This window comes from Bombella saccharophila (genome assembly GCF_026385475.1).
In the GTDB taxonomy this organism is placed as follows: Bacteria; Pseudomonadota; Alphaproteobacteria; order Acetobacterales; family Acetobacteraceae; genus Bombella; species Bombella saccharophila.
Map to the genome: position 1 here is coordinate 58,801 of NZ_JANIDW010000004.1, position 26,534 is coordinate 85,334.

Genomic DNA, 26,534 nt, shown 5'->3' on the forward strand with positions numbered 1-26,534 from the left:
CCTTCTGCCCAGAAGACTGATTGCCAGTTGGGGGCTGGTTCTCCACAGAATATCCTTACCTTATCTCGTCAACCTACAACGAGGGATTTATAAATCACAAAACCCCATTCATACTCTATTAAGCCAGAAATCTATAATTTGTCACCTCAGACAGCAAGGGTACAAAGGGCATTCACCTCTCTTTTTCCTCTCTTCGTGAACTAATTTGTTCCTCTTTACCCATCTTTCATTTTACACTTACCCTCCCTATCTGGAACAATAACCAGCCTTTAGGCCTGCATCTCCTTGTTCAGACACACGAAGGCACCTTTATGTTCTCCCCCTCGCTCTATGCCACTACATTATCAGAGTTTTTCTATAAGCCTATTTCCCTAGCAGCCCCACCAGCACCTCACCTCGTAGCTCTTAACATCCCCCTTGCCCAAACATTAGGGCTAGACGTGGATTGGCTACATTCCCCAGCCGGGATAACCTCTCTCTGCCAAGGCCGCTTACCCACAGATCACATAGAAGCACCTCACACAAACCCCGTCGCCAGCGTTTATGCAGGGCACCAATTTGGTCATTTTGTGCCCTCTCTAGGCGATGGGCGCGCCGCCCTCATTGCTGATTGCCAAGATCAAAACGGCACTATGATGGAACTTCAGATTAAAGGAAGTGGACCAACCCCTTTCTCCCGCGGGGGAGATGGCAAAAACACACTTGGCCCTGCTTTGCGAGAATATATCGTCAGCGAAGCCATGCACGCCCTTAACATCCCTACCACACGGGCTTTAGCCGTCCTAACCACAGGGGAGGTGATTGAGCGCGATAACGGTCCCGTCCCCGGTGCTATGATCATTCGTGCCGCTCGCAGCCATATTCGGGTAGGCAGCTTCCAATATGCTGCGGCTCATGGCGGGTTAGAACGCGTGCGTGAACTCGCTGATTTTACCATTCAACGTCTTTTCCCTCATCTTGCAAAAGAGGTGGGCCCAGCACGGTATCGCGCTTTCTTCATGGCTGTCATCAAAAAGCAAGCAGCCCTTATCGCCCAATGGATGGAGGTCGGCTTCATCCACGGGGTTATGAATACTGATAATTGCGCCCTCTCTGGCGAGACGCTGGATTACGGCCCCTGTGCTTTTATGGACCGCTTCGACCCCATGAAGCATTTTAGCTTCATTGATAAAGAGGGCCGCTACGCTTATGGCCGCCAACCCTCCCTTGCCCTCTGGAATCTCAGCCGCTTAGCAGAATGTCTTTTCCCCCTCTTTGATGAGGACGAGCACCGCGCTATTGAGCAAGCACAAGAGGCCCTGCATGAGTTTGACCATCTCTTCCACCATCAGTGGCTCTCAGGCTTCCGCCGTAAATTGGGCCTTGAGAAACAAGACGAGCATGATATTCGCCTGCTAGAACATCTGTTAGAGACCATGCATACTGGCCAGGCAGACTTCACCAATACATTCCGTATGCTCAGCTCTGCACCCGTTGCGCTAGAAGGCCAATACGATGTATTGCGGGATTTATTCCCCGCCAATAAGGGCCATTTTGACCTCTGCCGGACAGAGCTGCTCCACCGCCTTACGCTAGAAGAACGCTCCCCAGAGGCACGGCAAAAAGCCATGCAAGCCACCAATCCGCGTATTATTCCACGCAATCATCAGGTAGAGGCAACCCTCTCACACGCTCTCAAGGGAGATTATCAGCCCTTCCACATGTTACATGAAGCCCTTAAGAGCCCCTTTACCGAAGCGGAGGATGCTCTTGCTGCTCCCCCATTGCCAGAAGAGGAAGTCCGCTACACATTTTGCGGGACATAACCCACACAATACGCGGGATTATGTTGCTACTGCATCAACTCCCGCGCCCGCCTCATGGCCTGCTCTAACCCACGTGTGGAGAAAAGAAGCTTCACCGGCTGGCCAGAAAAGCTCAACGCCGTGAAGGTCCCAAAATTATCTTTTAAAACAGCATGCCATTGTTCATCATCAAAAGAGAGCGGGACAAGACAGCCTGTCGGCAAACAAGTGGAGAAGGAATAAACATCCCCCACTGGCTGGGACGCATTGGTGAGCGTTAGCCCATGCAATAAATCCAACCCAAACGAGACCGTCACAACCCCACGCACCTGCTCACCATCTGGCTCCAATCGCAGGCTCATGACACTCCGATGCGTGCGAATATCCACCGCTTTTTGCGTTAGCACGCATCTTACCTCATCTGTCTTATTCATCCCTCCAGGCGCTTGGCAAAGTAACCGCCAATCTTGATATGTCTCTTGTACTGATGAAACATGATCCGGCAAACTTGTTGCAGCATGTGCTATAGAGGCAAAACCCAACATGAACAGGCTTAAAATCCCGCGTCTCATCACCTGCCTTATCGTCATGCCATCTCCCATAATATGTGCCGCCTTACCTATTTTTCCCACCAATGACGCTGCTCCATTTTTGCAGCCTGCCCCAAATCGGCCTTTAGCGTTGCATCGCCTTGCGTCGCCTGACGCACTTGCTCTAGTTGCGCTTGCTTTTGTGCCAGATCCGCTTTGACAAACTCATCCTCATGATTCGCCCGGCTCTCTAACATTTTGAGCTCCAGCTGCTTCTTCTGCAACTCAAGAGCACGACTAGCTTCACGATATTGTCGGTTATCCTGCCAATCAGCCTCAGCACGCGCACGTTGTGCTGCAACAATACGCGCTGCATGAGCCTCATCCTGTTGCCGCTGCCGCGCTTGTGCTTGGGCCGCCCGTTGTGCAGCTTGCTGCTGTGCAACCTCCAAAGAAACGCGACGTTGGTCCTGACTATCCTGAATCTGGCCTAAATGCTCTAACTGAGCAGGGTCCATCGCCTGTGCGTAAACCACCCCGCTATAAAGAGCCAAAATAAGGCCAGAAGCACATCCCGCAACCCATCTATTACGCCGCATCATTCACCCCTCCTTCACACAGCGTTACCGGCGCGGACATGCCGCATTAGGCTGAACACGCGTCCCCGTCCCCCCTGTGGAGACCAATAACGCCGTACCGGGCTTATATTCGCATGTCCGTCCCACTTGGGTAGAAAGAAGCACCTCCCCACCTGCACGGTCCTGATAGGCAATCGTCACACCTTTAACGAGCGTATGGTCACCCACAACCTGCCCACCAACAAGGGACCCACCAATAGCCCCACCAGCACCAGCAGCCAAACCGCCACCCCAGCCAGAATGACCCGCCCCAACAGCTAAGCCACTCCCTAAAGCTGCCCCGACAAGGCCACCTACGATCTTAGCCGTACGCCGATTGCGTGCATTATCAACATTAACACGCGCCTCAGAAACGGAAATAATCTGCACAACACGGCCCCGCTGCACGGTATTGACTTGGGATTGATCATAAACATCAGGCCGTGATTCCTGCCCTGGTGTCTCACAGGCTGCCAAAGCAAAAAATGGCACAATAAGAGCCGCCATGAAGGCTTGCTTCTTCAACATCATCTCTCTCACAACCCTTATGAAAACCCTACAATCCTCAGCCTTTAATAGCCAAAGCACATTATCCTCTGTAGATAACTCTCTCTTTAGATACAGATAACTTAACGTCAAGTGAGTTTTTTGCAACGTTTCCTATAAGATAACCCTTCCTTTTGTTTCCTTCTCTCCTGTAAGGGACATTATCAACCAATAATGATCACCTCTTCATCCTAACCGCTCTTCTACGATTACCTTATGACCACTGCCAGCACCCTCCCTCATCTCTGGCTACCTTATAGCCAAATGCATACCGCTCCCTTCCCGGTTGAAGCACAAGCAACCTCTGGTAGTACCATCACCCTTGCTGATGGGCGCACCCTTATAGATGGCATTGCCTCTTGGTGGACAGCCTGCCACGGCTATAACCACCCTTCCATACGCCGCGCGCTTATCGCACAAGCTGAGCGCATGCCCCATGTCATGTTTGGCGGTATGGTCCATCAACCAGCCATAACCCTTGCCCAACGGCTCGCCGCCCGCTTACCAGGCGACTTAGAGCGCGTCTTTTTTACAGATTCTGGCTCTGTCGCGATGGAAGTCGCAGCGAAAATGGCCATTCAATATCATCTCAATAAAGGCCATACAGGACGGCATAAGCTACTCTCCTTCCGCGGGGGCTATCATGGCGATACCCTAGCGATGATGGCCATTTGTGACCCTGAAGAAGGAATGCACCGCCTCTTTGGCGCAGCTTTACCGCAGCAAATCCTTGCAGACCTCCCCACCACGCCCGCACATTCCGCCGCTTTGGAGGCCCTCCTCGCCCGACAAGGCCATGAAATCGCTGCACTCATTGTTGAGCCTCTCGTCCAAGGGGCGGGGGGGATGCTCTTTCACACCGCAGAAACCCTTCGCCAGCTCCGCCGCCTCTGCGATTCTTACGGGATTTTGCTAATTTTGGATGAAGTCTTTACCGGTTTTGGCCGCACAGGCACCTTCTTTGCCTGCGAGCAAGCCGACATCACACCAGACATCATCGCCCTCTCCAAAGCCCTCACAGCAGGAACCATGCCACTCGCCGCAACGGTGGCCCGCAAAACAGTTTTTGAGGCTTTTCTCTCGGACAATCCCCTCCACGCCCTCATGCACGGCCCCACCTTTATGGCCAATCCACTCGCCTGCGCGGTTGCTAATGCCTCGCTTGATCTTTTCGACCAAGAACCTCGGCTAGAACAAGTCCGCGCCATTCATACCCAAATGACCCATGAGCTAGAGCCATGCCGTCACCTACCCGGCGTGCGCGATGTCCGCACTCTTGGGGCCATTGGCGTTGTAGAGCTTGAAAGGTTAGATGACCCTGAAGCCCTAAAACGCGCCTTCCTTAAAGAGGGCGTATGGATACGACCCTTCCGGCGCATTATTTACCTTACCCCCGCCTTTACCATCACCCCAGATGAACTCACCCACCTCACTGGGGCTATAAAGCGTGTCCTAAAAGAGCATCTAGGATGAATCACCTTCAAAACGCTCTCCATGCCGCTCTCCAAGAGCGTGACAAGCACCATACACGCCGCCATCTCACCCCCATGATGCGGCAAGGGGAACGGCTCATCCACCAAGGGCGCGCCCTGATTGATGTCACCTCCAACGATTATCTCGGCCTCGCCCATCACCCTCTATTACGCCACCGCGCCGCAGAGTGGGCGGAGCGTTACGGCACTGGGGCACGGGCTTCCCGCCTTGTCAGCGGGACCTTGCCCCTCCACACAGAGCTAGAGGCTAAACTTGCGGCTTTTAAAAAGAGCGAAGCGGCTTTGCTCTTTGCCAGCGGATGGCAAGCCAATGCCTCCCTCCTGCCAGCCCTCAACCAGCTATCGCTCCGCCAGATGGGCCATCCTGCGCTCTTTTTTATGGATAAGCTTAACCATGCCAGCCTTCATCAGGGCTGTTTAGCAGCAGGGGTACGGCAAATCCGCTTCCGCCATAATGACCTCACCCATTTGGAAACCCTCCTCCACCGCCATGCCTCCCAACCGGGCTTAAAGTTCATCATCACGGAGAGTGTTTTCTCCATGGATGGCGACCGAGCCGATATTGCCGCCCTACGCGCCCTCGCTAAACGTTACGAAGCCTTTCTTTATGTAGATGAAGCCCACGCAACCGCTGTACTAGGGCCAGAAGGGCGCGGCCTTACCCAAGGCATGGCCGATATTACCATGAGTACAGCCAGCAAAGCCCTCGGGGGGATGGGGGCCTTTGTCACAGGCAGCCGCGCCTTATGTGATTATCTGCTCAATCACGCTTCCGGCTTTATTTACAGCACGGCCCTGCCTCCCGCTTGCCTTGGTGCTTTAGACGCGGCGTTAGAGCTCGTGCCCCACTTAGAGCATGAGCGTTACCACCTCCAAAAACAAGCCGACCGTCTCCGCTCTCACCTTCAAGACGCAGGCTGGGATACGGGGGCCTCTAGCACGCACATCATCCCCATTATGATTGGGGAGAGCCACACCGCTTTACAGATAGCCCACGCTTTGGAGGCACGCGGCTTTCTCAGCGTGGCTATCCGCCCGCCAACGGTTCCCCCCGGCACAGCCCGCCTCCGCATCGCTTTAACAAGCCAGCTCTCTGCCTCAATGATTGACCAGCTCGGCGAGGCCCTCCTCTCTAGCTTGAGGAGCCATGCCGCCTGATGACCACTCTCTATTATCTTCATGGCTGGGGGTATGATGCCCATTTTTGGGAGGGGCTGCACACGCATCTCCCCTCATGGCAGCATATCTGTGCTGATGCAGGCTATTTTGGCTCCCCTGCTCGCCCCCCATTACCAGAGGTTCCCTTTTGGGCCGTTGGTCACTCCGCAGGGGCCTGCGCTTTGCTCGCGTTACGCTCCCCTCTCTGCCGTGGGCTTATCAGCTTTAACGGCTTTGCTCGCTTTACCGCAGCCCCCGATTACCCAGAGGGCCTCCCCCCACGCATTATGCACCGCATGATACGGCAATTTGAACGCCAGCCTGCAACCGTCCTGCGGCAATTCCGCCATATGTGTGGGGAGCCAGACCCCACCCTACCCTCAACACTCAATCTCCCCGCTTTAACGGACGGTCTCACCATGCTCGAGACGGTCGATCACCGCGACCATTTGCCTTATTGGCAGGGGCGGCTTTATAGCCTCCATTGTGTGGATGACCCCCTCATCCCCGCGCGTTCCGGCATGGGAGCTGCGGCGTGGGGAGTAGAACGCACAGGCGGCCATCGCCTCCCCCTCACGCACCCACAAGAGTGTGCAGCCTTTCTCACACGCATCATCAACGCTTCCTTATGACAAACCACCGCAAAGCCACCATCGCCGCCCGCTTTGATGCCGCCCATCATTATGAGCAAGCCGCTTCCATCCAAAAACGCTGCGCCACAACACTTGCCTCATGGATTAGGAAAGAACATCGCACGGAAAAACCCAAACATATTTTAGAGTTCGGCTGTGGGACAGGCTTACTCAGCCGCGCCCTCATTGAGGCCTTTCCACAAGGTCATTACCACCTCACCGACATCGCACCCGCTATGGTAGAGCGCACCCGCCACCACTGCGCCGCCCTGCCCGCGCACATACGCTGCTATGTCATGGATGGTGAAGCCCCCCACCCCCACCAAGCCCCGCCAGAAGGGTTCGACCTCATCACCTCTAATCTTTGCCTCCAATGGTTTGAGGACCGCGCCCGCGCTTTCCAAGCCCTTACACAGCTTTTACGGCCCGGCGGGCGGCTTATGGTCAGCACCTTACAAGCAGGCAGCTTGCACCAATGGCGGGAAAGCTGCCACGCCACCGCGACCGCTTGCGGTGTGCCAGACTACCCTACCCTCACCCAGCTAGAGCAAGACTGGCCCGCTCATGGCCGGGGCGTCTGGCGGGGTGAAGCCATGCAAGACCCTACCCCATCTGCGCGGGACTTCCTCCAGGGCTTGCGCCGCATTGGGGCCTCCCTGCCACGTCACACCCATCGCCCTGCCGCCCAGCTCCGCAAAGCGATGCGGTATTTTGATGCCCATTACGACCATGTGACCTATCATGCCGCCTTCGGCCTCTTCCAAAAAGGAGTGTAACCCATGCTCTATGCCCCTCCTCCCCCACTGCCATCCCACCCGCCAAAAGGCGTCTTTGTCACCGGGACGGATACAGGAATCGGCAAAACGCTCATCAGTGCCGCCCTAACGCGCGCGTGGCATGGAACTTATTGGAAGCCCTTCCAAACCGGCCTTGCTGAGGAGCCCGGCGATACTGAGACCGTCCAACAACTTACAGAGCTCTCCCAAGACCATATCCTCCCCCCAGCTTACGCGCTGCAAGCCCCGCTCGCCCCCGCTGCTGCCAGCGCGCTTGAGGGCATAACCCTCCACCCCGAACAGCTTACCCTACCAGAAGCCCCCCACGCCCCCTTGATTATAGAAGGCGCGGGCGGCCTTATGGTGCCACTGACGAAGACTATGTTGATGATTGACTTTATCGCCCAACTTGGTGTGCCCGTCATCCTCGTCACCCGCAGCAATTTAGGCACGCTTAATCACACCCTTTTAAGCCTTGAGGCCCTGTATCAACGTGGGATTCCCGTCCTTGGCTTCATCACTAATGGGGTAGACTCCCCACAAAATAATCAAATCTTAGAGAGTATCGGACAATGCCGCGCCCTCTATCATCTTGCCCCTCTTTCTACCCCACCAACCGCCACAGCCCTTCGCCACATAGCAACGCATATCCCCCCATGGGCCACCATGAACGCGTCATAGAACCTATTAACATCCTAAAAACTACATTTTTTTAATGTGTCTATCCTTGCAATGCCCATTTCCTCCCCCTTCCATATCAGGGTAAAGAGGACCAAATTGCTTCAAAGATAGATAGGGTTTGTAAGTATCATCATGAAAATCAATCGGCGGACAATGGTCAAAACAAGCGTCGGCTTTGGGGCCGGGCTCGCTTTTTGTGCGCACGCCTCTCGCTCTGCCCATGCCGATGACACCTCTACCACCCATTTTGATGACAGCACCGTCCGCACATTAGCGCGCGACCTTGCCTCCAAAGGCTACAAGCCCCCGCGCAAGGACCTCCCCGATGCGCTGGTTCATATGAGTTTTGACCAATTCTCTGCTATTCAGTTCAACTCAGAAAAAGCATTATGGAAGCAAGACAACCTCGCTTTTGATGTTGAGTTCTTCCCGCGCGGGTATCTCTATAAGCAGCTTATTGATGTTTATGAGGTCCATGACGGTACAGCACGCCCTGTTAACTACACGGCCGATATGTTCACCAGTAAAGACCCCTCCCTAAACCTGACCGGGGGGGAAGGCTTCTCTGGCTTGCGCATCCGTTATGCCCTCAATCATCCCGGTGTGATGGAAGAATGTGCCGTATTCCTCGGGGCATCCTATTTCCGCGCGGTCGCTAAGGGGCAAACTTACGGCCTCTCCGCCCGCGGCTTTGCAAAAGATACCGGCACCCCAACGGGGGAGGAGTTCCCCACCTTCCGCAGCTTTTGGTTGGAGAAACCCGTCCCCGGTAGCCAATCTCTCATCCTCCATGCGTTAATGGATAGCCCCTCCCTTACGGGGGCCTTTCGTTTCACCATTCGCCCCGGTGAGACGACCCTTTTTGATGTTCAATCCTCCTTCTTCCCCCGCACGGACATCACAGCGGGAGGAATCGCGCCCCTAACAGGCATGTATTATTTTGACGCAAATGACCGGACCCACATTAATGACTGGCGGCCTGCTGCGCATGATAGTGAGGCCCTCCAAATATGGACAGGGGCAGGCCAAAACATCTACCGCCCACTCACAAACCCAACCGACCTTCAGCTCTCCTCCTTTAGTGATGCAGGGCCTTACGGCTATGGGCTGATGCAGCGCAAACGTAATTTTCACGATTATGAAGACCTCGCCCTCCATTACGAAAAACGCCCCTCTTTATGGGTCGAACCTATTGGAAATTGGGGGGAAGGCGGCGTTCAACTTGTCGAAATCCCCACCCCTAGTGAGGTCAATGATAATATCGTCTCCTTCTGGCGGCCTAACCAACCGCTAAAAGCAGGGCAGAGCTATAACTTCACCTATCGGATGTATTGGGGGTGGGATACGCCTTGGCCAACACATCTTGCGCGCATTCATGATACACGCGTCGGTGCTGTAACCGACCATCCAGAGAAAGTGCAATTCGTCCTCGATTTTGACGGCGAACCCTTCCGCACCCTCCCCAGTGACACCGCCTATCATCTCCTCGCCCAAAGCTCTGCGGGGGAGATTTCTGCCATCACCATTATGCCTAATCCGGAAATTAATGGCGTACGTGCCTTCTTCCAACTAGACCCCGGAGCGGCCAAATTATGCGAGCTACATGTCCAACTCGCCAATGCCCAAGGCCCCCTTTCTGAAACATGGCTCTACCGCTGGACCGCTTAATTAACCCCATGACCAGCCCCCACATCACTGCCTTCCTGCCACCTGAATCCCCCCTGTCCATGCCGGTGCAATCCCTCCATAAAGCACCGGAGCGACATGGGCGGGCCTTCTGGCGGCTGCCGAGCACACCCACCCTCCTCTGGCTACGCCGCCTCTTTGTGTTTGGGACAACCTTTGCGCTAACAGCCTATAGTGTTGCCAAAATCAATGCCGTTTTTAACTCACTCGGCACAAGCCTCCTCGGGATGGTGATGCTGGGGCTATTTACCATCCTTAGCTTTTGGATCTCCCTCTCCTGCGCATCAGCCTTAGGGGGGTTCTGGTCCATGCTGCGCCATGGTGGGCTAGGCCTTGGCATCCGCCGCACCGGCCCCCTGCCGGAGCTAAAAAGCCGCACCGCCATCTTACTCCCCACTTATAACGAACCACCTCAACGCGTGATGCTCAATCTTCGCGCTATGCTGAAAAGCTTGCAAGAAACAGGCCGTGGCGAGCATTTCGACATCTTTATCCTCTCCGATACGACCAACCCTGATATTTGGGTGCAAGAAGAACAAGCCGTGCTGGACCTCCACCAACACGCTTACGCACGCCAGCATCTTTTCTATCGCCGCCGCTTTAAAAATACGGACCGCAAAGCCGGCAACATTGCGGACTGGGTCACACGCTTTGGTGGGGCTTACCCAGCTATGCTCACCCTTGATGCTGATAGCCTCATGGATGGCAGTCTCATTGTCCGTATGGCTGCTGCGATGGAGCAGCATGAGCAAGTCGGGCTCATCCAAAGTCTCCCCGTCATTGTGGGAGGGCAGACCCTTTTTGCCCGCCTACAACAATTCGCCGGACGCGTTTATGGTCCGCTCATTGCTCAGGGCATTGCCTGGTGGCATGGCTCAGAGGGCAATTATTGGGGCCATAACGCCATTATCCGCACCCAAGCCTTTGCCGAGCAAGCTGGCCTCCCCCATCTGCGCGGCAAGCCCCCCTTTGGTGGGCACATCCTTAGTCACGACTTCATCGAGGCCGCTTTGATGCGCCGTGGCGGCTGGGCCATCCATATGGTCCCCGGCCTTATGGGCTCTTATGAGGAAAGCCCCCCCTCCCTTACCGACATCGCCGTGCGGGACCGCCGTTGGTGCCAAGGCAATCTCCAACATGCGCGCATCCTTTTTACAAAGGGTATGCACTGGGTCAGCCGCTCCCACATGTTGGTAGGAATAGGCTCTTACATCATGTCCCCGCTGTGGCTGCTCTTTCTCCTGTTTGGGATTTTGATTGCTTTACAAGCGCATTTCTACCATCCCGAATATTTCAGCACCCAACGCAGCCTCTACCCACATTGGCCCCATGTGGACCCCATCCTAGCGCGGCTGGTTTTCATCCAAACCATGGTTGTGCTGCTCGCCCCCAAGGCCCTCGCCTTCCTCGCTATTTGCTTTGATAAGCAAGAACGTCAACAAGCGGGCGGGGTCATACGCCTTTCTATCTCCATTATTTTGGAGACCCTTCTTGGTGCGCTCATTGCCCCCATCGCTATGCTCATCCAAACTTCGGCCATTCTCTCCATTCTCTTAGGCCGCGATTCCGGCTGGTCTGCCCAAAATCGTGATGATGGTAGCCTGCCTTGGGGCGATACAATCCGTAAATATTGGCTCTATAGCCTCTTTGGCCTCGTCCTCAGTGCGGCCGCTTGGTCGGTCTCTCTCGCACTTTTCCTTTGGATGCTCCCGGTCTTGGTTGGCCTGCTCATTGCTATTCCTCTTGTCGGGCTAACCGGTAGTCGCGTTTGGGGGACATGGGCCCGCAAAGCGGGGTTACTCCTCATCCCAGAAGAAACAACCCCTCCGTCCATCCTCCAACGCGCCGCTGAAGAGCGCAACCACCCTCACCCTGTTATTTTAGAGGCCTTTCACGCTCTGCGGAGCAATACAGCCCTACGGCACGCCCACCTCGCCACGCTACCCCCACCGCGTAAAGCTGGGGAGCCTATCTCTGTTCCCTTGCTCACTGGTTCCCTCAAATTGCAGGAAAGCCCAACGCTCGAAATCGCCCTCGCCCGCCTTACCCCCGCCGAGAAGGCCGCCGTCCTCAGCTGCCAAAGCAACATCGCCATCCTCGCAGACCTCCCCGTCTCCTCACCCAACCTCACTGACGGGCCTCATGGCTCTTAGCCCCTATTATTTTCCTCTTCCCCCATTGTCTTACTCTCAAAAAGGCCCATCTCTGGGGGGAAGGCATACTCGTTGCTACGAGCTAGGCCTTGTCAGACAACCCTAGAAGGCCCGCAACCGGTCGGGCCGGGAGCTATGTTGATGTCCGTTAATGTCGTTTACAAAACCACAGCCCGCGCTACCGGTGGCCGTGATGGCTCTGCCGAAACAACCGATAAGAGCTTCCACGTCAAGCTTGGCGTCCCCAAAGAGATGGGCGGCGATGGCAAGGGAAACAACCCAGAGCAGCTTTTTGCCGCTGGCTACGCAGCTTGCTTCCTCGGTGCTATGAAGTTCGTTGCTGGTGAGGAGAAAATCGACATCCCAGCCGATACCCATGTGCAAGCCACCGTTGGCATCGGCCCCCGTGGCGATGGCGGTTTCGGCCTTGAGGTCACTATCGAGGCCTCCATCCCCGGCATGGATCGCTCCAAAGCAGTTGAGCTGCTGAAGAAAACCGAGTTCGTCTGCCCCTACGCCAACGCCACCAAAGGCAACATCAAAACAACTGTCACGCTGGTCTAAGTAATCAGGATTGCTGTGATACACAAAGGCGCATCCACCTAGGTGCGCCTTTTTTTCATCTTTAGGAAAGACAGACAGCCTAAATCAACATTTTCAATAAAAAAACTCATACCTAAATACATAAGACAGACAATAGTTAGATAGTTTTTCATAAATCTCCTTTCCATATTCCATAATGCTTTATACAAACCATTCTTATCTTCTCTTTTATCAATCATTTGAAGAAATATAACTTTTGAAATTTCTATCGTATTCATATAATTTAGTCTAAATGGACCTATTGTAGACTGTCTGTAATCAAGACTTTTCTTCCGTTCTAAATTAAAATGCAAGCAAGAGCCTCGTTTTGATGCAAAAATACCATCGCCATATAGACACTTATATTAATGCATATACCTTCCCCTTCGTCAGATAATCCCGCACCTAATTTTGATGATTTTCCCCTTCAACCTTTCGACAGAGCCACCTCATAAAGCCACTAGCGAGGATAAAAACCATTCTTTAAACGCCCTCATCTCCTTCGTGCCCAACTCGTTAAACTCAGTGGAATTGAGAACATAGTCATACGAATACATCAGAACATATCCTTATACTAAAAATCCCTTACTTGATGAAAAGATACTTATGCACCAAAAATAGCCTCTTCACACCCTATCACAACATTCTCAATACTTAATACGACGTTGGCTTAAAAACGCGCCATCATCAGAATAAAGTGCCTTTGCTATTGAGGGCTACTACTATGCCAACTTATCCCCATTTTCACGATGAACCAGAACCTAGACATCGCCCATTGTCTAATAACATAATTGATGAATTACATATATCTTCGTAAAGAGCATATGGAAATCTGACATGAAGACAGAAAATCTCTTAACCTCATGAGAAAATAATTAATATTATACAAAAAAGGGACATCATAAAAATCACTATGCTTTGCTTTTTCTGAAAATAATACATTAATTGCCATCTGAAGATCTTTTTCTTTTTTATAAAAAGATGTAAAATTACGCTCCAAAAAGATAAAATCCTTCAAAAATGAACTATTTCTGCATGAGGAAAGTTTGCCATAAAAAATCTCCAATTCCCTCTGGAAACAGATAACATCAAAGTTTTTATTATCTTCAAATAAAAGATTTTTATACAATTCACTGAAGTTCACTTTATAGGGTTCAGAGTCATTTAGATGAATATGTAACAAATATTGAAGGGATTCATGAAGCACCTCATAGAAATTTATTACTCTTGATAAACTATAGCCAAATTTATCTAATAACAAACCTAAATCATCTGTAGCATACCAATCATTAATATTATTAATCTTCTGGAGAAGGTCAACGGATTCCTTAATATGCTCCTCAAACGAAAGGAAAGAATCCATAAGCTTACCAGAGCTATCTTTATTTCTTGCTCTAAAGATTATATGTCTAACGAATTTATACATCATTTCCCTAACCTTCTCCTCCCCAAAGCAGCTCTTTGAAGCTTATTTACATTCACGGCAGCAACTCCGTTAAACACCTTAACAAAAAGAGCCACCCCCCACACCGGCCGAAATCGCCAATAACATTGCTCTGATTTTGTATTTATTTCAACGTCTATTCCACAACCTTAAAAGCTCCCGAAGATACACCAATACCATACCAACACCACACCTACGTTCAGATTTAAACGTGTCAATAATATTGAAAAAACTTAGATGGCCAATAACATAATCGATGAATTACATATAGTCTACTAAAGAGCATACGGAAATCCGACATGCAGACAAAAAATCACTTACCCTAATGAGGAAAAAATTAATATTTAACAAAAAGGGAACGTCATAAAATTCACTATGCTTTGCTTTTTCTGAAAAAAATACATTAATTGCCATCTGAAGATCTTTTTCTTTCTTGTAAAAAGATGTAAATTCATCCTCCAAAAAGATAAAATTCTTCAAAAATGAACTATTCCTGCATGAAGAAAGTTTACCATAAAAAATCTCCAATTCCTTTTGAAAACAGATGATGTCAAGGTTTTTATTGTCTTCAAATAAAATATTTTTATACAATTCACCAAAATTTACCTCATAGGATGAAGAGTCATTTTCATGAATATCTAACACATCCTGAATAGCATCATAAAGCAACCCATAGAAATTCATTACCCTTGCTAGACTAGAAACAAATTTAACTACTGGAGAAACCAAATTATCTACAGCATACCAATCACTTATTTTATTAAGTTCCCTAAAAAGAGTAATAGATTGCTTCATCTCATCCCCAAAAGAGGAGAAAGAATCCATGAGCCCCTCAGAAATATCTTTATCCCTTACTCTACAAATTATGTATTCAACTAATCGATGCATCATTTTTCTAAACTTCTCCCCCCCTCTACTCTAAACCCCGCAAGCCACCAAAACTGCCTACAACACATTATTCATTTTTATATACTCATGGGATGCATAGTAATGGTAGGTCTCTTCCCATTTTATTCCTTCATTAAAAAATGAAAATAAAGGGTATTTATTCATATCATTGAACAATGATAACAAAGTCCCCCCAGGCAATATGGAGCTACGCCCCTTATCGCCATCTCCGTAAAGAATTACATCATCCTCACCCAACGAAACGTAAATATTTTTGCCAAAATCACTTAGAGAAGGCGATGAAATATCAAAAAAACCTGATATTTCATCATCATTTAAAATATCATCCACATATATACTGTCATATATTTTTTTATACAATCGATTATAATAATCAATTGTCCTTGTTTTTATGGATTTATTGTTTCCAAAAGATTCTCTCTCAATTAACCGTGCATACCAGAAGAAGAATATATTTAATGTTGTATTTTCTGTATTACACAAGAATGGCTCTCCACCTATATAGACTGAAAATAAACCATTTACCCACGAGCAACCTTCCATATTCCATTCCTTAACAGCATCAAACTGCAACGCTATTTTATAAGGATCACCATATAGCATTTTATCTTAACCCCTTTCTCTCTAAGGATTTTTCTTCCTTCCTGACCCAAAGAAGAATTCCCCAATGGGTTACGTGCATCTGACGTGCTACCACTCCAATGATACTCCTCAACGCCACGTCCATTTGTTTGACCAAAAAATCTATGCACACCGCCATCTCCATCAATACTCAATCTAGTGCTCTTTTCCCCTTCTTCCTCTTTTTATTAGACATTACAATACGTTATATAAATCAATATTCTTAGAGAAAAATATGCAATCTATCGCCATGAATAAGTATATGTATAAATATAACCTATTTTCTTATTTTTAAGAAATATATTGAAAACGCTGTATATATGCATATGCAGATCCAAAGGAACATATATCTGCAAGTTCAACTGCTTTCAATGCTCCGTCCCCTCGCCTGCTCTCATACCTAGCCAAATACAATTTAGGGGGAAAGCAATAGAAAATATCATTACAAGTTCAGAGTATTGAAATAAATAAAAACTCAAAATATGTTCTCCTGCTCCCCTTCTAATCGTTCATAAAAGGTTCGATAGGTTGTAAACACATAATGTAATGTAAAAAATCTTGGTAGTATGCAGATTTAGTCAATATAAAATACATCATTATATTATCAGGTCTCTAGATAATAGTCTTCATACTCAATACGATACTTATATTAAAACCATCTAATATGTTTAGGGTATGCTAAGAACACATAATCAATTATCATTATAATGTATTCAATTATTTTACTTTTACTTATATATTTTCTATTTTTCCTTAAAAAGAAAAATATATATACATAGATTATTACAAAGAATATTCCTGCAATATCAGTGACATCCTCTAATTTCTTCTCAGAAAAACCTCCCCCATCTGCAGTCGCCCCCAACACCACCCAACTAATTGGGAATGTAAGGCCATATCTAAAAATCACTTTTACATAATCAAATAAATAGAAAGAGATAAAGAGAAGTAAATTAATAGTTGAAAAAAAATACTCCTCTTCCTCTGATTTATATACAAAACACAATAACAAACAAAAAATAGTGAATGACTTAACCATAAAAAAATCGTACTCTCTCAAAAATAATGAAAGAGAAAAATAAAAAAAGTATAATAATTCTATAACATAAATCATCCTATTGATCATTTTATCTTCTCCAAATCTTTATTCAACCTCTCAACAACAGCTCGATAAGCTGCAGACGCATAATGAAGCAAGAAAAAAGCCTTTGGGTTTATAAAGGAGTATTCGTCAGATTTAGCTGGATCAATATGATCAACCCTCACTCCTCTCATTACATTATCCTCAAGTGGTGGAGTAATCATAGAACTTCCACCACTTACGGGAGGATGGCCAAACACGGTTACATAAAAAGAGACAGATTGCAACATATGTAAAAATTCTCTCCCAACATAGACAGCATTTATAGAGCTATCCCCATTTTTATACACATAGGTATAATCATTCACGGATGCAGAGTTTGTAACATAAGCAGGAATCCCCGTCACTCTAGAAGAAACTATCGCTAAACCACCTCCCAATGAATTTCCATTAAACATCATATGACCATTCTTTGCCCATGTCGTATTAGATAACTTTATCGCAATATCCTGTGCCACACGATATTCAGTTAAAGAATATTTCCCGCCAAATCCCGAACCATCAGACCCTATATTTTGGAAGAAATCTTCTTGTAATTGTCTAAGATTAGACGCGTCAGTCCCCCGATAAACAACTGATACTGGCGTGGCTTTGTCTTTTATATCATTAGGTATATACAATGCCCCAACAAGATCAGTCGGCTTCCCATTCATGGGGTCGATGGGATGATATAGTAACTTTCTCAATCCTTCATAACCATCAATTCCTTCCTCCCTCAATTCATCCTCAGTAGGAAGATGATAATCTTTATCGGCATTGTTTTTCATATTCACAGAACCATCAGCATTCCAAAATCCTTGCGATGGATCACCCTCAGGAAAAGCATGCATGTAAGCTGCTGCCGCACGGACCATTGCAGCATGATTTTTGTAAAGAGCCGCTTCACTATCAGAAATACGCTTTCTCGCAACAGCTTCATTAATCTTATCTGATACAGCATCATTATATTGCTGTATGATTGAAGCCGTAACAGCTCCATTCCACGCCCCCTGATGCCCGCCAATAGCCGCTCCCACAGCGGCCCCACTTGCACCCGCCAAGACATTATCAAGCGCATTGCCAAAAGTAATAGCAGCTCTATCATCCTTAAATATCGAAGCACTTAACCTACCAATTGCAGGAGCTGCCGAAATAGACGCAACCTTTCCTGCAACGGTCGCTGCTCCCGCAACGGTGGGGTTCCCGCCCGTCAAGGCAGCAACAGCCGCATTTGCCCCTCCTTCTAGGATAATACGGGCCCAGTTATCACTTAATTTGCCATCATCAAAACCTGGTACGCCTGGCTTAACAACATGACCGAAATTATCTCGCTTCGTCCCCAGCGCATCAGCCACACTACCCACAACCTGCCCCACAAGCTGCGTCCCTAACTGGCTGGCCTGTAGTTGATTTTGAAGTTTCTGCGCATCAAACTTATTTGTTAGAGCCCCATTAGCATGTTCCACATCACGACTATAGCTCCCACTCTGGCTCTGGGCATTGATGGTAATATTGCCACTAATAGCAGACTGGCTCTCGCTGCTCTCATCGTGTGTGCGATTACTACCTATCATGCCCGCACTATTAGCAACGCCATTCAGCCCAATGGTCCCCAGCACACCACCTACGCTACTTAACATGTCGCTGCCAACATCTAGGCTGGCACCGGAAGTTTTGCTCTTCCAAGTAGACGTATTCCTAACACTACGCGCCGTCAGACTCTTAGTATTCAAATAATTCTTGCTGTTATCCGCCGTGCTCGAAATCACACCGGCTGTCAAGCTCGTATCACCCGCAACATCAACACCAATACCCTGATTACCCGCATAAAACCCAGAAAGCGTCTTCCCGGTGGAAGCAAAATGATCTTTTGTGTTTTGCTTCTCAAAACTTCCTCCCAATCCGAACTCACCAGGTGACATAATTGGTACAGAAACATGCGCTCCCGCCTGCATGCTATGACTTTGAAAATCAAACACATTCTGTGGACTTGTGATATTTAGCGCCCGACTTTGCGTATCAATCCGCTGCGCTATTACTTCCGCACCATTTAATGCAAGCAAGTCCCCAGCATGAAGACGCACCCCATGCGTGGCAGAAATTACCGTATCCTCAGCCTGCCGTTCATGCGATTCCTGAACTTGTTTCTGTGTCTGAAAAGATGCCTGAGCACTGAAGCCAACATTTGTCGCTCCTACACTCGCCTCCACACCAACCGAAGCAGAAGTACTCTTGTAACGACTATAAGAATCACTGCTGCTCCAGCCCGCATCAAGCACTATGTCCTTCTGTGCCTCAAGGGAAATATCCTGCCCTTTCAGCTGTGCACCAGTCAGATGAATAATACCATTATCCGGCGCCTCTCTCTCACCCCCACGTGCCACCATACTCAGCTGACGCCCTGCTGTCGCACTTGCCCCCTCAACCGTATGGCTATTTTGCTCCGAATAATCCTTACTACTATTAAAACCAACAGAAGCCTTAACCCCAGCAAGGTTCGTACCCATCGGGCTTCCCCCCTTGCCAACACCGTTATACAGACTACCTGCCGGGGCCAAGGCCCTTTCACTCAGTGCTTTAGCAATCCCACTACCAACACCATAAGCACCTTCCATGGCATTAAGCGTCGTAAGCATGCCACTTCCTTTGCCCTTGGTCTGACTGGCCGACAAAGCCGCCTGCAAGGCCTGCCCAAGCAGGGAATCCTCCGCCACACCAAAAGAGCCGCCAACAAAAAAGGTCTTATTATTCCGTATGTTCCTGGAATCCTGGGTATGATTATGAAAACTAACTGATGCTCCATCCACTGAGAGATCACGCCCAGCACTAAGCGATGATGTCGTTACATTCACGGCTTTTCCCGCCGTAATCGCCAGATCACCCTGTCCTGCCGAAAGGATACTGGAAGTCCAATCCGCACCCTCCCCTGTTATCGTGAGGTGAGACTTTCCATATCCGGCTGATGTTTTCCCATCCTTGCCTAGAGACAGGCTAAGGCCAGACTTCTTACGATCAAAATAAGATGCTGCCGTATCCTTCAGTGCATCAATGCTCAGTGCACCACCGGCGGTTAGTGCTGCATTCTGACTGCCGCTCACCGTACCCTTGATGGCCATATCCGAACCAGATTTCAGCACAGCATTATCATTCGCTACGACAAGGCTACCAACCTCATTCGTACTGTCAGAACTCTGGACGATAGTCTTTTTACGGAACAAGCTATGGCTGACGCTCTGGCTATAGCTGTGTTGCTCGTCCGTTACGGCGTTAAGAGCTAGATTACCCTTTGCTTGCAAAAGCGCATCTTTGCCAGCCATCACGCCAGAACCAGCTAGGGTAAGGTCGCCCCCCAAGGCTGCAACCTCCACCGCCCCGTTGCCCATCACGCTAGAGCCATAATTCTTCACAAAACTGCCCGTCTGCGTGAAATGATGTCTCCTCACCCCACCCGCACCGCGGGTCGTCAAGCTACCTAAGGTGACGTCACGCCCCGCTACGAGGCTAATATCCCCATCAGCATTCAAATTGCCCGCCTTGAAGATAATATCCTGCCCTGCTTGCAACTGCGCCTTACCACGGGCGAGGATACTGCCTTGTTGGACCAACTCATCCTGCATGCCACCTACAATGCGCTGCTGGTTTAGCACGCTCTCATTGCGCAGGTTGCCGTGCAGGGCAGCCAATGCCACATCATTACCGCTAATACTGCCCCCCAGATTGGCTAAATCACCTGCTATCGCGGTAATACCCAACCCATCTTGAGCAGTAATCAGCCCACTATTGGTCACCTCATTTGCCGAAAGGGCAATCGTCTTAGCGGCTATCACCCCACCAGAAGCAAGCTGCTCCTCCCCGGGGGCGAGATAGAGTTTAGGGGCCAACACCATCTGGCCATCTACATTAACAGGCACATACCAGACAATGCTATGTGTCAGCTTCTCTTGTTGCTCCGGGGTTAAGGCCACACCGAAGGTTAAACCAAGCGCCTTAGCCTGATCAGCCGCATTATCCAGCAGAGTGTGCATCTGTTGATCAGCTGTCTGGTACGTCCCGCCCAAAAAGACCTGCCCCGTAGCCGAGACAATCTGCTGCTGAATATAGCGGGCATCAAACCCACCATCCCCGAGGAAACGATAATCCCCCATGGAATGACCAAGACGCCCCAACAGATAATCCGAGCTATGAAGGCCCGCAAAGCTTGCGTAACGAGGGTTCGTCTCCAACAGGTAATGCACGGAAGGCGAGCGATTAGGCACAAAAAGCGTATGCCCAGCAGAAAGACTATCCAACACCCCGCTAATCCCTGCGGAAGGCAAGGTTTGGGTAGGTCTATCGCCACTATTAAAACCCGGAAGAGAGGTAAGGTTATGGGCTTTTGCGGCATCAGCGGGACGAACCGGGGTCAGCTTATCACTTTGCAGGCCAGGTAATGACACGGCACTATGGCCAGAGAGAGGGGCCGTGGCATGGGCAATCTTTGTGTTGTTATTAATCGCCCCAGTGAAGTCTCCTGCTATAGTACGGCCTGCCGTAATACTGCCCTGCACACCGGGAAGTTGGACTGTCGGCCCCCATTGCTGCGCCGGCGGCCGGTAACCTTTCTTGCCACCAGGGGTAGAGCCGGTAAAAGCTGGGTCAGCATGGCTACTGTCCCAGCCACAACCTGCATGGTCATCACAAGAAAGGAAAAACCGCCGCTCGTTCTGATAGCCAATATTATTGAGAGCCCCACCACTAAGGGCAACATCACGCCCAGCCGCCAGATGACCCCCATCATTAAGGATGCCACCGGCACTGGTAATCAGCAGGTCCTGCCCCGCTGAGAGCAGAGGCTCGGCACTATTAGCACTCGTATGGGTTTCTTCCTCATAAGCATGAGCAGCCCCACGACGCCCATGGGGGCTTTTATGAGAAACAAGAAAACGTATGTACCCCGTCCCCTGTTCCCCTTGGGCGTTCAACAGGCCCTGAGGGACAGCAATATCCGCATCCCCACTACCCCGCCCTTGGCCCCAGAAGGTATGGCGGGATTGTGCAACCTGCGTGCCTTTAAGGATAGTATTGCTCAGCTGATCCGCCAAAATGACAAGGTCACTCGTAGCCCCAGAGGCGGTAATCTGGCCGGATTGATTGTAAAGCCCTGCCATAGCCCGACCATTCGGCCCACTAAGGGCAATACTACCATTATCAGCAAGGATGGCCCCCTCGCTATTCGTCAAGGTGCCCGGTAGGGTCAACCGTACCCCGCTGGCCCCTTCCATCACCCCCGTATTGCGCAGGTCTCCCCCACTCGTAACAGACAGTGCCCCTCCCTGAGCGGAAAGCGCGCCATCATTGCTCACGCTACCCGCCGTGAGCTGAATACCTCCCCCCGCGAGAATCCCCCCTCCCTGAGCGATGCTATAAGCCCCCGGCAAGCTGACATCCACATTACGCCCAGCCTGCAAGACCTCACGCCCAACCAAAGAGGTAGTCGTAACAGTAAGGTCCCGTCCCGCTATGAGCTGATCCAAGCCGTTCAACCCCGTAACAGCAAGGCGAAGGTCCCCCGCACTCTCCACAAGCCCTTGGCCATTCTGAAAATCTGCCAGGCTGTCGCGCGCAGAGGCAGAGGGAGTACCATCACCTCCCCGGTCAATCACCAACCCATGAGTGGGGGAAAGTGCCACCAACCCGCCCCCGTCATTCAGAAGCTGAGCTGTGGCTAAATGCAGGTCTCCCGCATTTGCCTGTATCACACCCTGTCGGTTATCAATCTGCCGCCCTATAACCGCCTCAACCCCTCCATTACCGTAAATCAACCCGCCTTTATTCGTGAGCTGCTCAGCCTCCAGATGCAAAGCATCCTGTCCGGTAATGATTTGCCCGCTATTGGTAATGTCATGCCCATGAAGATGGGCCGCCCCATTCTGGCTATAAATAATGCCCTTATTATTTAGCACGCCCTCTGTATGCAGGCTCAACGTACCGTTCTGTGTAGCAATGTGACCGGCATTCTCTAGCCCATCTTGGCTATGAATCTCCGCCTGCTCCCCGGCATAAACGTGCCCTTGTGCGCCAAGCTGGATAGGCCCTGTCTGATGCGCCACCACATTCCCAGAAGCCGCCATAGTGCCATTAAGAACAAGATTACCCCGTCCATCCAAATGCATATCACCGGCATTAGCGGCCATGGTGCCATCCACCCGTACACCAGCCCCGGCCTCATTAACGATCATATAGATGCTATTGGCGTACAACCCGCCTAACGCAGCAGTATCAACAGCTAATTCCGGCTTTTTGCGCCCATCATCCGCCAAGGGTGTAACGGCATTGCTGCCATAAGCTACATGATTACGCCCCAGCACAAGGTTAGCCCGCTGTGCATTAACCTGCCCGTCAATCTTCACGCGCCGCGATAAGATGTCTAACACTGGCACAGTGGCAAAATCAGCCCCCTGCGCCCCGAAATGCACCGTACCGCCCGCAATGGTAAAAGCCTGTAACCCGCCCTGGCTGTTCAGCTCTGGATGACCCGTAGCCAACGTGACACGAGACGTATTGATAAAGCCACAGCCATTGCAGGTTAGCCCGTTCGGGTTAGCAATCACCACCGCAGCCTGCTTCCCTGCCACCTCGGTATAACCCAATATCTGGCTGGGCAGTGGGCCTGTCACCTCATTAAGGATCAGCCCCGCCGCATGGCCGTGCAGTTGGGTATTACCCAACACCACACCGCCTATCTTCGTTTGAGTATCATGAGTAGCATTATTAAGGATTACACCACGCTGAGGCACCCCATAGGCACGGAACATATTATGAGACACACCCGCCCCGTTGGGCTGGATGATGTTGATCTGGTCAAGTCCGTTTTGGGTCTTATCCAGCACGGGATGGGGACCATGGCCAGCCGGGTCCACCACGATCTGCGGTGGGGCTTGCTGGGCTAATGCCTGTGTGGCCGTCGAGGCCATGAGCAACACAGAAGCACCAAAGAGATTCACAATCCGCTGAAACAGGGAAGGCCCTACCATGTCATCATGTACCTTTTGATTCTCTATCATCTCACTCACATCCGTATCCCAGCACTGAAGAAGGTAATCAGCCCCTCAGCAGGGAGCGGGCCACGGGCGATGGCATGGGTCAGCATCACATCCCAAAAGAGCACCCCGCTTGCCTTACGGATGCCAAGCCCTACCCCCGCCATCTCGCCGCCTTTCAACACCGCTGGGGTCGCACGCGAGGCAAAACCGGCGCGCACCACGCCAAAATCCAGCGCGCCGTAAAACTGCACTCCTTTGAAGAAAGCGCGACAAAACCCAGTATAAGGGCCACATCTCAGCGTATCCGTCTCCGGTGAGAAGGAGAGGTCATTACGCATGTACCCGCCATTATTGCCGACAAACGCCTGCTCCAGAAAACCGCGTACCGTATATGGGCCGCCCACTTGCAACTCATTGGTCGGGTTCTGATCATGAGAGCTAACCTCCCCATGCATGGTGGTATGCCAGAGCCAGCGCGCAGCAAAAGGCACATAACCATCAATATCCAGCATGGGCTTTACATAGGCACGATGTGGCTCATTCCAGGCGGGATGGGTGTAGTAATTCCAACTCCCCGCCCCATCTAAGCCAATCTTCACCCCGCCTGTAATATACCAGCTACTCCCCCAGACATGGAGAGATTCACTAATATTGGCATTTACGTAAGCTTGCCGTCCGCTCTGGCTCCAAACATTGGTATGATCTACCTGCGAACCGAAGCTTTTGCGCTCAAAAGAAACCTGCGCGGTAGTCACGCCCGTATTATTCCGCCATAGCGTACGAGAAAACCCTAGCTGCCAGTCCATCCTTGAGCCAGTAAGGTGATAAATATCTGTTCCCGCTAAGAGTGGATAAGCATCCTGCGACTGCCACCACGAGCCAAAAAACGTCCAATATCCAAAGGGAATTGACCCATTCGCTGAAAGGAAGGACGTACCTCGTGCCCCATGATCCGGCCCGCGTAGAGAGTGGTCATATTCTACCGACCACATATCTAACAAACCCAGCGGGTTCTCCGCACTCAGCAGCGCATGACCAACCACTCGGCCTGTCGCCTTCTGGCCGTTATTATCCGCCCAGAGCTGACCATGCAGGATGTTCTGCTCCGGCGCATTGACCGTCACGCGGGACGTACCGGGCTTCGTACCGGGGCTAATCTTCATCTGTGCGCCAAAATGGGGCAGGCGGTTCATCTGCTCCACACCTTCCTCAAGGTCGCGCAGATTGAGAATATGGCCCTTCAGCCCAGGGAAGGCCATGACATCAACTAACCGCCGTGCCCGACCCTGTATATCCACCCCCTCAAGCTGCCCCTCCACCACCGTGACGGTAAGAGTACCGCTGCTTAATGTCTGCTCCGGCAGATAAGCGCGAGAGGTGATGTAGCCATGCTTTACATAGGCCGCATTCAACTGATTTAGCAGGGCATTGAGGTCTTTTACCGCAAGGCATCGCCCCTCATACTCAGTGGCGATATGTTTAAGCTCTCCAGCAGGGAGATGCTGAGCTCCATTTATATTTATCTTATGGATGACCATGCAGGCCGGGGACGCATCTTGCGGCGTTGGCTGTGGGGCTATCTGCACATTAGCCGTAGGAGGAGGCAGGGAATCTAGCTGCTGCTGATGCTGACGAAACCGCTGAAACTGATCCTGAGCCGAACCCGGCCCAGCAGGTAAGCCAGGTAGCACAGGCGGCGTTGAAGGCTCCGCCAGCCCAGGCTCCGTCAGACTAGACAATAACACAGCCAGGAGGATGCCCCAGAGGAAAAGACATACCCGTCCTTTTCGATCCTCTCTCGCAGGCAGCATCCATCGCTTTATAGCGACCCACGGGCCCTGTAATTTACCACAATCATGATACATAATTATAAATGGGACCGGCCACCTCAAAGCGACCAGACGGGGCTAACCCTATCCCTGCTCCCCAATCTCTTAACGGCGAAACGGGGACTGATGGATCCAGCTTTCAAGCTGGCCCAATGCAGCAACGGCGCCATCCATGACAAAATTGATGGTCAAAGTACCACCCACTACCTTATCCACCATGATATGCCCGTTTTTACCTGCTCTGAACTCCGCAACCTGCGCTGTAGTCAGATCCAGCGAGGCCATACAGCCTGTAGACACACAAGATTGCCAACGCAAAGTAATAGGGCTGTTGCCATCCAGAGCGAGGCGCGGTTGGGTTAATAAAGAGAAAGCCAGCGGCACTACAACTGTCATCCGCCAAGGCCGGCTGGAGAGAGGCGCACTTACCGTATTTTCAGTCGCGCGGGCGAGGATGACTGCGCCTAGAGCCTCAGCTTTACCGCTCTCTCCCTCCATCATTAGGCTTTGCTGCATCAAACAGAATTGCGGCCCCGCTGCCGGATTAGTCGGGGGAAATAGACAACGATACCCCCATTCCCCCGCAGTACCGGACATCACCATCGGAGAGGTCTTCGCCCCATCACTAGCCGCCGCTGTCGCTACCGCACCAGCAGGTGCCGCATTAACAACCGAACTCCATGTAAGGCTTCCCAAAAACAGGAGGAAAAAGCTACAGATACACTTCCTCATCCCGATTTTCATCGTACTCCGATGCATCATTATTCCTATTATTTCATCTGATGATTGACACAAATTTGGTAACGTCCATCTATCAGAAAAATTACCTAACAAATAAGTAAAAATTAAGTTATCATTAATTTTTAATTGGAATAAATCCGCTAGCGCCCCTTTCCACAACCTTCTCGCTCCAAGAAGTTTTTGACCAGTCCCTCGCTATATGTAGAGCTC

General features: G+C 50.6%; 19 protein-coding genes. 9 read left to right on the forward strand and 10 right to left on the reverse strand.

Annotated elements, in window-relative coordinates; genetic code table 11:
* Positions 1-311 precede the first annotated feature (311 nt).
* Positions 312-1,805 (forward strand): protein adenylyltransferase SelO, encoded by a 1,494-nt coding sequence (locus NQF64_RS08180; protein ID WP_266107044.1) that lies wholly within the window; start codon positions 312-314, stop codon positions 1,803-1,805.
* Positions 1,806-1,831: 26 nt separating this feature from the next.
* On the opposite strand, the gene NQF64_RS08185 is transcribed toward NQF64_RS08180, so the two are convergent.
* Genes NQF64_RS08185 through NQF64_RS08195 form a run of 3 tightly spaced genes read right to left on the reverse strand, consistent with a single transcriptional unit; the run spans position 1,832 to position 3,462 of the window.
* Positions 1,832-2,386 (reverse strand): invasion associated locus B family protein, encoded by a 555-nt coding sequence (locus tag NQF64_RS08185; RefSeq protein WP_266107045.1) that lies wholly within the window; start codon positions 2,384-2,386, stop codon positions 1,832-1,834.
* A 17-nt stretch (positions 2,387-2,403) separates the two neighbouring features.
* Positions 2,404-2,916 (reverse strand): DUF5384 family protein, encoded by a 513-nt coding sequence (locus NQF64_RS08190; protein ID WP_266107046.1) that lies wholly within the window; start codon positions 2,914-2,916, stop codon positions 2,404-2,406.
* A gap of 21 nt (positions 2,917-2,937) precedes the next feature.
* Positions 2,938-3,462 (reverse strand): hypothetical protein, encoded by a 525-nt coding sequence (locus NQF64_RS08195; RefSeq protein ID WP_266107047.1) that lies wholly within the window; start codon positions 3,460-3,462, stop codon positions 2,938-2,940.
* 231 nt (positions 3,463-3,693) lie between these two features.
* Between NQF64_RS08195 and NQF64_RS08200 the strand changes: the two genes are divergently transcribed.
* From NQF64_RS08200 to NQF64_RS08235, 8 genes are all read left to right on the forward strand, one after another.
* Complete coding sequence (locus tag NQF64_RS08200; RefSeq protein ID WP_266107048.1) at positions 3,694-4,950, forward strand: adenosylmethionine--8-amino-7-oxononanoate transaminase; 1,257 nt, start codon at positions 3,694-3,696, stop codon at positions 4,948-4,950.
* The gene (locus tag NQF64_RS08205; protein ID WP_266107049.1) at positions 4,947-6,128 is read left to right on the forward strand and encodes an aminotransferase class I/II-fold pyridoxal phosphate-dependent enzyme; all 1,182 of its coding nucleotides are present in this window, start codon (positions 4,947-4,949) and stop codon (positions 6,126-6,128) included. The genes NQF64_RS08200 and NQF64_RS08205 overlap by 4 nt, the downstream gene beginning before the upstream one ends.
* The gene (locus NQF64_RS08210; protein ID WP_266107051.1) at positions 6,128-6,760 is read left to right on the forward strand and encodes an alpha/beta fold hydrolase; all 633 of its coding nucleotides are present in this window, start codon (positions 6,128-6,130) and stop codon (positions 6,758-6,760) included. The genes NQF64_RS08205 and NQF64_RS08210 overlap by 1 nt, the downstream gene beginning before the upstream one ends.
* Entirely contained in the window at positions 6,757-7,536 is a 780-nt protein-coding gene (locus NQF64_RS08215) for a methyltransferase (protein WP_266107052.1), read from the forward strand. Before NQF64_RS08210 ends, NQF64_RS08215 begins: the two co-directional genes overlap by 4 nt.
* Positions 7,537-7,539: 3 nt before the next feature.
* Positions 7,540-8,217, forward strand: coding sequence for a dethiobiotin synthase (bioD, locus tag NQF64_RS08220; protein WP_099027515.1), 678 nt, complete (start codon positions 7,540-7,542; stop codon positions 8,215-8,217).
* A 132-nt stretch (positions 8,218-8,349) separates the two neighbouring features.
* A complete protein-coding gene (locus NQF64_RS08225) occupies positions 8,350-9,885 on the forward strand; it encodes a glucan biosynthesis protein (protein WP_266107053.1) in 1,536 nt (511 codons plus the stop codon).
* Positions 9,861-12,056: a glucans biosynthesis glucosyltransferase MdoH gene (mdoH, locus tag NQF64_RS08230; protein WP_266107054.1), complete on the forward strand. Its 2,196-nt coding sequence runs from the start codon at positions 9,861-9,863 to the stop codon at positions 12,054-12,056. Before NQF64_RS08225 ends, mdoH begins: the two co-directional genes overlap by 25 nt.
* Before the next feature lie 72 nt (positions 12,057-12,128).
* Entirely contained in the window at positions 12,129-12,620 is a 492-nt protein-coding gene (locus tag NQF64_RS08235; RefSeq protein WP_457851392.1) for an organic hydroperoxide resistance protein, read from the forward strand.
* Between the two features lie 817 nt (positions 12,621-13,437).
* On the opposite strand, the gene NQF64_RS08240 is transcribed toward NQF64_RS08235, so the two are convergent.
* The 7 genes from NQF64_RS08240 to NQF64_RS08270 all read right to left on the reverse strand — a co-directional run bounded on the left by NQF64_RS08240 (position 13,438) and on the right by NQF64_RS08270 (position 26,315).
* Positions 13,438-14,067, reverse strand: coding sequence for a hypothetical protein (locus NQF64_RS08240; RefSeq protein ID WP_266107055.1), 630 nt, complete (start codon positions 14,065-14,067; stop codon positions 13,438-13,440).
* A 276-nt stretch (positions 14,068-14,343) separates the two neighbouring features.
* Complete coding sequence (locus tag NQF64_RS08245) at positions 14,344-14,907, reverse strand: hypothetical protein (protein WP_266107056.1); 564 nt, start codon at positions 14,905-14,907, stop codon at positions 14,344-14,346.
* A gap of 120 nt (positions 14,908-15,027) precedes the next feature.
* Positions 15,028-15,594: an Imm42 family immunity protein gene (locus NQF64_RS08250; RefSeq protein ID WP_266107057.1), complete on the reverse strand. Its 567-nt coding sequence runs from the start codon at positions 15,592-15,594 to the stop codon at positions 15,028-15,030.
* Between the two features lie 667 nt (positions 15,595-16,261).
* Positions 16,262-16,651 (reverse strand): hypothetical protein, encoded by a 390-nt coding sequence (locus tag NQF64_RS08255; protein WP_266107058.1) that lies wholly within the window; start codon positions 16,649-16,651, stop codon positions 16,262-16,264.
* An 83-nt stretch (positions 16,652-16,734) separates the two neighbouring features.
* Positions 16,735-23,745 carry a two-partner secretion domain-containing protein gene (locus NQF64_RS08260; protein ID WP_266107059.1) on the reverse strand — a complete coding sequence of 2,337 codons (7,011 nt, stop codon included), beginning with the start codon at positions 23,743-23,745 and terminating at the stop codon, positions 16,735-16,737.
* Between the two features lie 35 nt (positions 23,746-23,780).
* Positions 23,781-25,499 (reverse strand): ShlB/FhaC/HecB family hemolysin secretion/activation protein, encoded by a 1,719-nt coding sequence (locus tag NQF64_RS08265; protein ID WP_266107060.1) that lies wholly within the window; start codon positions 25,497-25,499, stop codon positions 23,781-23,783.
* A gap of 189 nt (positions 25,500-25,688) precedes the next feature.
* The gene (locus tag NQF64_RS08270; RefSeq protein WP_266107061.1) at positions 25,689-26,315 is read right to left on the reverse strand and encodes an invasion associated locus B family protein; all 627 of its coding nucleotides are present in this window, start codon (positions 26,313-26,315) and stop codon (positions 25,689-25,691) included.
* Positions 26,316-26,534: the final 219 nt, after the last annotated feature.

What these genes read in the sequence shown, in the direction of transcription:
- NQF64_RS08210 (WP_266107051.1), top strand. Translation starts at nt 6,128, where the DNA reads ATGACCACTCTCTATTATCTTCATGGCTGGGGGTATGATGCCCATTTT.
- NQF64_RS08205 (WP_266107049.1), top strand. Translation starts at nt 4,947, where the DNA reads ATGAATCACCTTCAAAACGCTCTCCATGCCGCTCTCCAAGAGCGTGAC.
- NQF64_RS08200 (WP_266107048.1), top strand. Translation starts at nt 3,694, where the DNA reads ATGACCACTGCCAGCACCCTCCCTCATCTCTGGCTACCTTATAGCCAA.
- NQF64_RS08215 (WP_266107052.1), top strand. Translation starts at nt 6,757, where the DNA reads ATGACAAACCACCGCAAAGCCACCATCGCCGCCCGCTTTGATGCCGCC.
- NQF64_RS08225 (WP_266107053.1), top strand. Translation starts at nt 8,350, where the DNA reads ATGAAAATCAATCGGCGGACAATGGTCAAAACAAGCGTCGGCTTTGGG.
- NQF64_RS08250 (WP_266107057.1), bottom strand. Translation starts at nt 15,594, where the DNA reads ATGCTATATGGTGATCCTTATAAAATAGCGTTGCAGTTTGATGCTGTT.
- bioD (WP_099027515.1), top strand. Translation starts at nt 7,540, where the DNA reads ATGCTCTATGCCCCTCCTCCCCCACTGCCATCCCACCCGCCAAAAGGC.
- NQF64_RS08260 (WP_266107059.1), bottom strand. Translation starts at nt 23,745, where the DNA reads ATGGTAGGGCCTTCCCTGTTTCAGCGGATTGTGAATCTCTTTGGTGCT.
- NQF64_RS08245 (WP_266107056.1), bottom strand. Translation starts at nt 14,907, where the DNA reads ATGGATTCTTTCTCCTCTTTTGGGGATGAGATGAAGCAATCTATTACT.
- NQF64_RS08240 (WP_266107055.1), bottom strand. Translation starts at nt 14,067, where the DNA reads ATGATGTATAAATTCGTTAGACATATAATCTTTAGAGCAAGAAATAAA.
- NQF64_RS08190 (WP_266107046.1), bottom strand. Translation starts at nt 2,916, where the DNA reads ATGATGCGGCGTAATAGATGGGTTGCGGGATGTGCTTCTGGCCTTATT.
- mdoH (WP_266107054.1), top strand. Translation starts at nt 9,861, where the DNA reads ATGGCTCTACCGCTGGACCGCTTAATTAACCCCATGACCAGCCCCCAC.
- NQF64_RS08180 (WP_266107044.1), top strand. Translation starts at nt 312, where the DNA reads ATGTTCTCCCCCTCGCTCTATGCCACTACATTATCAGAGTTTTTCTAT.
- NQF64_RS08255 (WP_266107058.1), bottom strand. Translation starts at nt 16,651, where the DNA reads ATGGTTAAGTCATTCACTATTTTTTGTTTGTTATTGTGTTTTGTATAT.
- NQF64_RS08185 (WP_266107045.1), bottom strand. Translation starts at nt 2,386, where the DNA reads ATGGGAGATGGCATGACGATAAGGCAGGTGATGAGACGCGGGATTTTA.
- NQF64_RS08270 (WP_266107061.1), bottom strand. Translation starts at nt 26,315, where the DNA reads ATGAGGAAGTGTATCTGTAGCTTTTTCCTCCTGTTTTTGGGAAGCCTT.
- NQF64_RS08195 (WP_266107047.1), bottom strand. Translation starts at nt 3,462, where the DNA reads ATGATGTTGAAGAAGCAAGCCTTCATGGCGGCTCTTATTGTGCCATTT.